The 9,556-nt window shown below is 50.6% G+C and carries 6 protein-coding genes; 5 read left to right on the forward strand and 1 reads right to left on the reverse strand.

Annotated features, from left to right (window positions below; all coding sequences use genetic code 11):
• Positions 1 to 178 precede the first annotated feature (178 nt).
• The 5 genes from carB (at position 179) to ACKFKF_RS32975 (ending at position 8,647) form a co-directional block, all read left to right on the forward strand.
• Positions 179 to 3,433: a carbamoyl-phosphate synthase large subunit gene (carB, locus tag ACKFKF_RS32955; protein ID WP_446871611.1), complete on the forward strand. Its 3,255-nt coding sequence runs from the start codon at positions 179 to 181 to the stop codon at positions 3,431 to 3,433.
• A gap of 557 nt (positions 3,434 to 3,990) precedes the next feature.
• Entirely contained in the window at positions 3,991 to 4,947 is a 957-nt protein-coding gene (locus ACKFKF_RS32960; protein WP_446871612.1) for an RNA polymerase sigma factor, RpoD/SigA family, read from the forward strand.
• 423 nt (positions 4,948 to 5,370) lie between these two features.
• Positions 5,371 to 5,697, forward strand: coding sequence for a DUF760 domain-containing protein (locus tag ACKFKF_RS32965; RefSeq protein ID WP_446859956.1), 327 nt, complete (start codon positions 5,371 to 5,373; stop codon positions 5,695 to 5,697).
• A 44-nt stretch (positions 5,698 to 5,741) separates the two neighbouring features.
• Entirely contained in the window at positions 5,742 to 6,890 is a 1,149-nt protein-coding gene (gene mutY, locus ACKFKF_RS32970) for an A/G-specific adenine glycosylase (RefSeq protein WP_446871613.1), read from the forward strand.
• A gap of 491 nt (positions 6,891 to 7,381) precedes the next feature.
• Complete coding sequence (locus tag ACKFKF_RS32975; RefSeq protein WP_446871614.1) at positions 7,382 to 8,647, forward strand: GTP cyclohydrolase II; 1,266 nt, start codon at positions 7,382 to 7,384, stop codon at positions 8,645 to 8,647.
• A gap of 503 nt (positions 8,648 to 9,150) precedes the next feature.
• Here the strand turns inward: ACKFKF_RS32975 and ACKFKF_RS32980 are convergent.
• A partial coding sequence (locus tag ACKFKF_RS32980; protein ID WP_446871615.1) for a response regulator occupies positions 9,151 to 9,556 on the reverse strand: 406 nt, incomplete at its 5' end.

Genomic DNA, 9,556 nt, shown 5'->3' on the forward strand with positions numbered 1-9,556 from the left:
GGGGGGCAGAAGTGCCCAATAACGAAGCGAGAAAACTCCATCGAATTCACGTTAAATGAGTTTCTAAAGGAATTAACCTGACCCACGATCGAGTCAAATAGATAAAACAGTCACAAATCTGTAAATGAAAGCCTCTACAATGATTGGGATTTCACCTCAAAGAGTTGGCTAAACCCTTATGCCTCGTCGCAACGACCTCCACAAAATCCTCTTGATTGGTTCTGGCCCGATTGTGATCGGGCAAGCCTGCGAATTCGATTATTCTGGAACCCAAGCCTGTAAAGCCTTGCGAGACGAAGGGTACGAAGTGGTTTTGGTCAACTCCAACCCGGCGACGATCATGACCGACCCCGACACCGCCGATCGCACCTATATTGAGCCGCTCACCCCCGAAATGGTGGCCCTGATTATCGAAAAAGAGCGCCCCGATGCCCTGCTGCCGACCATGGGCGGACAAACAGCCCTCAATCTCGCGGTGGCTCTCGCCAAAAACGGCACCCTCGACAAATACAACGTCGAATTGATTGGCGCAAAACTCCCAGCGATCGAGATGGCCGAAGACCGTCGCCTGTTTAAGGAAGCAATGGGGCGGATTGGGGTGGCCGTGTGCCCCTCTGGTCTGGCTGAGACTCCTGAAGAAGCGCAGACGATCGGCAAGCAGATTGGCAGCTATCCCTTGATCATTCGTCCGGCGTTTACGATGGGCGGATCGGGTGGCGGCATTGCGTACAACCAGAAAGAATTTGAGGAGATTGCTCAATCTGGGTTAGATGCCAGCCCCGTGTCTCAGATTTTGATCGAAAAGTCGCTGCTCGGCTGGAAGGAATATGAGCTAGAAGTGATGCGCGATTTGGCGGATAACGTGGTGATTATCTGCTCGATCGAGAACCTTGATCCGATGGGCATTCACACAGGCGACTCGATCACGGTGGCCCCCGCCCAAACGCTGACCGACAAAGAATATCAACGGCTGCGGGACGCTTCGATCAAGATTATTCGCGAAATTGGCGTTGAGACAGGCGGCTCAAATATTCAGTTTGCGATCAATCCCGTGACGGGTGAATTGGTGGTGATCGAGATGAATCCTCGTGTGTCGCGCAGTTCGGCCCTGGCATCTAAGGCAACCGGGTTTCCGATCGCCAAAATGGCCGCAAAACTCGCGGTCGGCTACACGTTGGATGAGATTCCCAACGACATTACCAAAAAGACACCCGCCAGCTTTGAACCGACGATCGATTATGTCGTCACCAAAATTCCCCGCTTTGCCTTCGAGAAGTTTGCGGGATCGCCTGCCGTTCTGACCACTCAAATGAAATCCGTGGGTGAGGCAATGGCGATCGGGCGCACCTTCCAGGAATCGTTTCAGAAAGCTCTGCGATCGCTAGAAACAGGTCGCGCAGGATGGGGCTGCGATCGCCAGGAAATGTTGCCCAGCCTCGAACAAATTCGTGCAGGCTTAAGGACTCCTAACCCCGATCGTATCTTCACCGTCCGTCATGCCATGCAGATGAAAATGGGCGTAGACGAAATCTACGAACTCACCAACATCGATCCCTGGTTTCTCGACAAAATGGCCGACCTGCTCGAAACCGAAAAACTGCTCAAACGCACATCTCTAACCAGTTTTGGCAAAGAGCAGATGTATCAGATTAAGCGACAGGGATTTAGCGATCGTCAAATCGCTTTCGCCACCAAAACCACCGAAGATGAAGTCCGCGCCTACCGCAAATCGCTGGGCATCGTTCCGGCGTACAAGACCGTAGACACCTGCGCGGCAGAATTTGAGGCGCTCACGCCCTACTACTACTCGACCTACGAAGAAGAATCCGAAGTTTTGCCCTCTGACAGACGCAAAGTCATGATCCTGGGCGGCGGCCCCAATCGCATCGGACAGGGCATCGAGTTCGATTACTGCTGCTGTCATGCGTCGTTTGCGCTCAGAGCCGACGGGTTTGAAACGATCATGGTCAACTCCAATCCCGAAACCGTTTCGACCGACTACGACACGAGCGATCGTCTCTACTTTGAGCCACTCACCAAAGAAGACGTTCTCAACATCATCGAGGCCGAAAATCCCGAAGGCGTGATCATCCAATTTGGCGGTCAGACTCCTTTGAAGTTAGCCGTCCCGCTCCAATCTGCTCTCGAAACTGCTGCCAACACGCCCGACTCAACGCTGAAAACTCGCATCTGGGGCACCTCGCCCGACTCGATCGACATCGCCGAAGATCGCGAACGCTTTGAAAAGATTTTGCGCGAATTGGATATTCTGCAACCGCCCAATGGTCTGGCCCGCAGCTACCGAGATGCGCTCAAAGTCGCTCAGAGGGTCACTTATCCCGTTGTGGTGCGTCCTAGCTATGTGTTAGGGGGTCGAGCGATGGAAATTGTCTATTCGGATGCAGAACTCGATCGCTACATGACTTACGCCGTTCAGATTGAGCCAGATCACCCGATTTTGATCGACAAGTTTCTCGAAAACGCCATCGAAGTTGATGTAGATGCGATCGCCGATGCCACAGGCGAAGTCACGATCGGCGGCATCATGGAACATATCGAACAGGCGGGCATTCACTCTGGCGACTCGGCTTGCTCGATTCCGTCGGTGACGCTGACTCAGCCTGTGTTAGAACAGATTCGCACCTGGACAATTCAACTCGCCAAAGCGCTCAAAGTTGTCGGCTTGATGAATATTCAATTTGCCGTCCAGGGCGACCAGGTTTACATTCTAGAAGCCAATCCGCGCGCCTCTCGGACGGTGCCCTTTGTCTCGAAGGCGATCGGTCAGCCCCTCGCCAAAATCGCCGCCCGGATCATGTCCGGCAAAACCCTTAAGGAACTCAACTTCACCGAAGAAAAAATTCCCCATCACATCTCGGTCAAAGAAGCCGTTTTGCCCTTCGACAAATTTCCGGGCACCGATACGATTTTGGGCCCAGAAATGCGATCGACCGGAGAAGTCATGGGCATCGACACCGATTTTGGTAAAGCCTACGCCAAAGCCGAACTCGCAGCCAGTCAGCGCTTACCCCTCCAAGGCACCGTATTTGTGTCGATGAACGATCGTGAAAAAACGCTCGTCGTTCCCGTCGTCAAAGATCTGATGTCCCTGGGCTTCAAGGTCGTCGCCACCGAAGGCACCCGCAAAGTTCTTAAAGAAAACGGCTTAGAGGTCGAGCTAGTCTTAAAACTTCATGAAGGCCGCCCCCACGTTTTGGACTCGATCAAAAACGAACAAATCCAGCTCATTATCAACACCCCTTCAGGAGAAGAAGCCTACACCGACGATCGCTTGATCCGCCGCACCGCCCTGACTTACAAGATTCCGATCATCACCACGATCGCAGGCGCAAAAGCCACTGCCTCCGCAATCCGCTCTCTCCAATCTCAACCGCTGACAGTGAGCGCCCTACAGGATTATATTCACCCCTAGCCCTCACTGTTGAGCAACGACTCTTTGAATTGAGTGAATAAGCTATACTGGCGATCCGACAATTCCTGGATTCGTTGCTCAAGCCTCCGCTCTACCATGCGGCAGATGAAAATCAGTCGTCTCTAACCGTATATCTATAAGACTGCTCTGGAGCCTTGTCTGTGAGCTTCGTCAATAGCTTAATAAAGCGTTAAATCTTCCTGGATTATTAGCTGACTTTCTAACAAATCTGCGATTCTGTCTCACAGGATGCACTCAGTAAATTCTTTCCTGGGTAAGCTATATGTATATTAAAGAACCTGAAACTGAATCCCCCTACGGCTTTTCCCTATTCATCTGCCAGAAATGGACGAAAGGTTTCTCATAATCTTTACAAAGCTTAATCTCGTCCTCCATAATTGAGATATTGCTGCATTAGCGATATCTAACGACACATTAATTAGGCTGATTGAGGTGTGTACCACTTGAGACATCTTCCCTTTGGGGTTGCTGTCCTACCAAATCGAGTCCTTTCAAGAAAACTCATAATTCCATCACTTCTACTCGAAATCAGCGTTATGAAGACAGTCCAGACTCCCACCGATTCAGTCCGTGCTTACCTGCGCGAAATTGGTCGCGTCCCTTTGTTGACTCACGAGCAAGAGATTCTCTACGGCAAACAGGTTCAAAAGTTGGCGCTGATTAACCAGACGCGAGAGGCGCTGACGCTGACGCTAGGTCATTCTCCCGATGAGACTCAGTTGGCGCAGCAAGTTGGGTTATCTGAGACCGAAATGCGACAGGCGATCGCCGAGGGCGAAGTTGCCAAGCGTCGGATGGTCGAGGCCAATCTGCGTCTGGTCGTCTCGGTTGCCAAAAAATACACCAAGCGCAACGTGGACTTAATGGATCTGATCCAGGAAGGCACGATCGGAATGCAGCGTGGTGTTGAGAAATTTGATCCCACTAAGGGCTATCGGTTCTCAACTTATGCTTACTGGTGGATTCGGCAAGCGATTACGAGGGCGATCGCCGAAAAAGGTCGCACCATCCGTCTGCCCATTCACATCACCGAAAAGCTCAACAAAATCAAAAAAGCCCAGCGGGCCCTCGCTCAAAAACTAGGACGAGCCGCCACCGCCGCAGAATTGGCCGTTGAGTTAGAACTCACTCCCAGGCAAGTGCGGGAATATTTGGAGCGATCGCGCTCTCCCCTCTCCTTAGATCTGCGAGTTGGCGACAATCAAGACACCGAATTGGGCGAACTGCTCGAAGACACGGGCCCTTCTCCTGAAGACTTTGCGGCTCAAGCGTCTCTTCGCAAGGATCTGGAGACTTTGATGGCGGATCTCACGCCTCAACAGCGAGAAGTTTTGGCGCTGCGGTTTGGCTTAGAAGACGGAAAAGCTTTGACGTTGGCTAAAATTGGCGACCTGCTCAACATCAGCCGCGAACGAGTCCGTCAAATCGAGCGTGAAGCCCTCACCAAGCTACGGAAGCGCAAAGGCGATATGGGTGAGTATCTGGCGAGTTAGGGATGAGGGAGAACTTCGATGATCTGTTCCCCCTTTGGGGGTAATCCGCTGCGCGAGGAGGGATGAAAGGATCGTTCTGATTAATTTGTGCGATGCTGAGATCTTTCGTTTGAGTTGGATGAGCTTGTAGGGTAGGGCGGAGCGATCGGACAGTCGATCGCTCCGCTTTTTGAACGTCAGTTCGATGAACGCTTCGCTTCGCTTTTAGATCCAGGAACGCTCCCTAAATCCCCCACGAGTGAGGGACTTTGAACCAGAATTCCTCTCTGAAAGTAACCAAAGGTTCTAATCCATCCCTCATCCCTCCGAGTGTAGACAATCCCACCTTTTAAGTTCGGTTCTACTGACTCCCAGTTGGTGTTTGAGTTGTTAAAGTAGTTTTAACAAAAGAACGATACAGTCCTCTCAGCGAGGTTGGTTAACGTGAACGACACATCGAATCAAGTTCCAGAATTCATCAAGGGTGGCGAGCCTGGACTGCTGTGGCAGTATGTGCAGTCTCTTAGCCCAGAAACGATCGCTCAACTCTCAAAGCCGTCTTCATCTGATGTTTTTCAGGTGATGGAGCGCAATATCATTGGCCTGCTGGGTGGCTTGCCTGCCGAAAGCTTTGACATTACGATTACGACGAGTCGAGAGCATCTTGGTAGACTGCTGGCTTCTGCCATGATGAGCGGTTATTTCATTCGTAATGCCGAACAGCGCATGACCTTTGAGAAATCCTTTGAGGTTGCCGAACCCGGAGAATAGTTAGATGATGAGTCACTGGTTGCGTCTACAAAGATTACTGACCTGTGGCAAAGAATAATAGTTCTTTCCAAAAAGCTTTGAATCGTAAGCAAGATTCGGTAGATCACACAGACGGTCTGCCGAATTTTGACGTGTTGGCGCTGCGACGATCGCTCCTCACCTGGTATGCCCAATCCGGTCGAGACTTGCCCTGGCGCAGAACTCGTGATCCTTATGCAATCTGGGTTTCAGAGATCATGCTCCAACAGACGCAGGTAAAGACGGTGATTCCTTATTACGATCGCTGGCTGGCTCAGTTTCCGACGATCGCGTCTCTAGCATCTGCCGATTTACAACAGGTTCTCAAAGCCTGGGAAGGGTTGGGCTATTACGCTCGTGCTAGAAATCTGCATCAAGCCGCGCAGAAGATTGTTCAAACTCACAATGGAACGTTTCCGCAAGATCCGACAGACGTTCTCGCCCTGCCTGGAATCGGTCGCACGACGGCAGGCGGCATTCTCAGCGCGGCCTTTGATCAGTCGATCGCCATTCTAGACGGCAATGTTAAGCGAGTTTTAGCCCGACTGATCGCATTAGAAGTGCCTCCCAGTAAAGCTTTGCCAAAATTATGGAACCTGTCTGAAATCGCGATCGATCCTGACCACGCTAGAGATTTTAATCAGGCGATCATGGATCTGGGCGCGACAGTTTGCACAACTCACCATCCTGCTTGTTTGATTTGTCCCTGGCAATTGCACTGTCAGGCTTACAATCTAGACATGCAATCTCAGGTGCCTATGTCAGAAGCGCGTGCCCCCATTCCCCACAAAGAAATTGGCGTAGCAGTAATTTGGAACGACCAGCAGCAGATTCTCATCGATCGCCGCAAATCAGACGGCTTATTGGGTGGCTTATGGGAATTTCCGGGTGGAAAAGTCGAACCCAGTGAAACGATCGAGGCTTGCATCAGGCGCGAGATTCAAGAAGAGATCGGCATTGAGATTGAAGTGGGCGATCGCTTAATGGTCGTTGACCACACTTATACTCACTTTAAAGTCAGGCTGAATGTGCATCATTGCCAATATGTGAGTGGAGAACCGCAAGCGATCGCCTGTGATGAAGTGCGCTGGGTTGAGTTGTCAGACTTGGATCAGTACCCCTTTCCCAAAGCAAACTTGCAGATCATTCAAGCGCTGCGAGACAACAAAGCCTGAAGCTTATCTAACTCAAGGGTCAAGCCTTGGGAAAGGTAAAGATTTCTGCCTTTTAGAATACTTCGAGATGTAAAATTCTGCTGCTAAAATCATGGATTCTAATACCAACATGAATTTGATGAATTTCCCGCTTCGTTGTTCAAGTCTTCTGCCCCCCAAGCCGCCAATTTTGGGGGACTTTCAGAGAAGAATTCTGGTTCAAAGTCCCCTACTCGTGGGGGATTTAGGGGGCTGCCCGGATTAATCACCGTAGCGAAAGATTCATCGAACTGATGTTAACCCAACGTAAATCTGATGAATTTCTCGCTTTGGCTGCCGATTCATTAACTTCTTAAATCGCCCTTTATTAAGAAACTTTGAGCCACGCCTGTCTTAGAGTCTCTCCAAATTGGGGGTTGGGTGGCAGAAGCCAACAACGCAGCGAAAGATCATCAAACTCGTATTAACCCAAGTGATCGCGTCCTGATAACGGTGCAAGGGAGTGTCTAGCGATGGTCGGTAAATCTGTCAATCCACAACAAAAGCATATTGTTCTGTCGTCTCACCCGGCTCAATTTGGCCCCAAGCCGATCGCCCTTCATTGGGGGGCCGCCGATCCGCTCAAACGTGGCCCAATTATTGGCACAGTTCTCAATCCCGCTCATCGCAATGTGATTGGCACTCACTCAGGCTCTTACGCCGTCTATCGCGCTCTAGCAGTGGCCAGTGGCAGTCTACAAGCCAACCATCGCGCAGATTTGACAAATACCTCCCCGGCGGCGCACCTTGGGCCACATCCTGCCTGGGCTGACCCCGATCGCATTGTTTCACTCGATCCGTTTGGCGCTTTGGTGGGCGAAGTTTATTCTGATTTGTATGAACAGGGCTATGATATTCGACCGTCGATCGCCATCACGCAAGCCCACATCAACATGCCAGAACTGCAAGAAGCCGTCGCCAAAGGTCGATTGCAGGAAGATGGTTTGATCATGAAACCCGGTGGCAATTTGGTTGTAACTAAGGCGGCGATCGAGCCTGTCTGGTATCTTCCCGGCATTGCCAAGCGACTGGGCGTTGAAGAAAGTTTGCTGCGTCGCACATTGTATGAACACACAGGCGGCATGTTTACCGATCTGATTACTCGTCAAGATCTCAAGGTGTTTTTGCCTCCGATCGGGGGTCTGACGGTTTACATCGTGGGCGATCCGGCTGCCATTACTGATCCCAACAAGCCGCTCGCCGTTCGGGTGCATGATGAGTGTAATGGATCGGATGTGTTTGGATCAGACATTTGCACTTGTCGCCCTTATCTCGTTCATGGCATTGAGGCCTGCATCCAAACGGCTCAAGAAGGCGGCGCAGGCGTGATTGTCTATTTGAGAAAAGAAGGTCGGGCGCTGGGAGAAGTCACCAAGTTTCTCGTCTACAACGCTCGCAAACGTCAAGAGGGGGGCGATCGTGCGGATGCCTACTTTGCCAGAACTGAGTGTGTGGCGGGCGTTCAAGATATGCGCTTTCAAGAACTGATGCCTGATGTATTGCACTGGTTGGGAATTACGCTCATCGATCGCTTCGTTTCGATGAGCGATATGAAGTACAACGCGATTACCCAATCGGGCATTCAAATTATCGAACGGGTTCCCATTCCTGACGAACTGATTCCCGCTGATGCGATGGTCGAGATTGAGGCCAAAAAAGCCGCTGGCTACTACACTCAGGGCGAAGTGTTGACCGAAGAAAAGTTAGCAGAAATTAAGGGACGGGGGCTGATTGAGTAGGAGGGAGGAGAGAGGAGGGAGGAGGGAGGAATTTAAGAGTTTGTTCGTCTGTATTTTGGCTTTCTCGCTGGTTTAGTTCAATGGGAATTCGATTCAGTTTTTTCGCTTCGGTGTTTAGGGCTTCTGCCCCCCAATCTGCCAGTTCTGGGAAACTTTGAGAGTGGTTTGGGAGGGTTTAGGGCAGCAATTCCAAATTCAAAAAATAGGAGGAATCAGCAGTTTTGAAAGCAGAGGCATACTGTTGTCAGCACGGCAGGCTGAGTAGCTCAGGGACATCGCTAGGGAGAGAACCAGAATTAACATTCTCTTTTGGCAACTTCTTTCCTGAATGGGAAACCATTTGAAAAGCATTAAAATCTGGGAGCATCCCAATGGTGCAAAATCTCGGATAGCCTAGAGGAGGTCAGTAGAGAGCTGTAATAACAGGGAATCGTCGTTCTACCGCATAACCAGCCGCATCAAAGCATTTCAGATTGCCCAACAAAGCTTTGCTTTTTCAACGCTTATGCAATTTTGCAGGAATCGAGGATGTTTTTGAGTGCTGCTAAAAACTCTTGTTCTAGATAGGGCTTAGTAAAGTAGGCAGTAGCACCCAATTGCATTGCTAGTCGGCGATGTTTTTCATTGCTGCGAGACGTAAGCATCACCGTAGGAGTAAGTGAGAGTTGAGCATCTTGACGGCGGTAGTTAAGAAACTCAAACCCATTCATATTAGGCATTTCAATATCACAGATCACAAGTTCTATAGGTGAATTTTGACGCAACTGATCGATCGCTTCCCAACCATCCTGTGCTTGTAAAACTCGAAACCCTGCTCTTTCTAGAGTTAGGGCTAGAGGTCGCCGTAAGGACGCAGCATCATCGACCACAAGAACTGTAGGAGTTTGAGTTGTTTTGATAAAGGTTGAG

The sequence above is a fragment of the Phormidesmis sp. 146-12 genome, from assembly GCF_052939495.1.

Excerpts from the sequence above, each read along its gene's own strand:
- carB (WP_446871611.1), top strand. The coding sequence starts at position 179 with ATGCCTCGTCGCAACGACCTCCACAAAATCCTCTTGATTGGTTCTGGC.
- ACKFKF_RS32975 (WP_446871614.1), top strand. The coding sequence starts at position 7,382 with ATGGTCGGTAAATCTGTCAATCCACAACAAAAGCATATTGTTCTGTCG.
- ACKFKF_RS32960 (WP_446871612.1), top strand. The coding sequence starts at position 3,991 with ATGAAGACAGTCCAGACTCCCACCGATTCAGTCCGTGCTTACCTGCGC.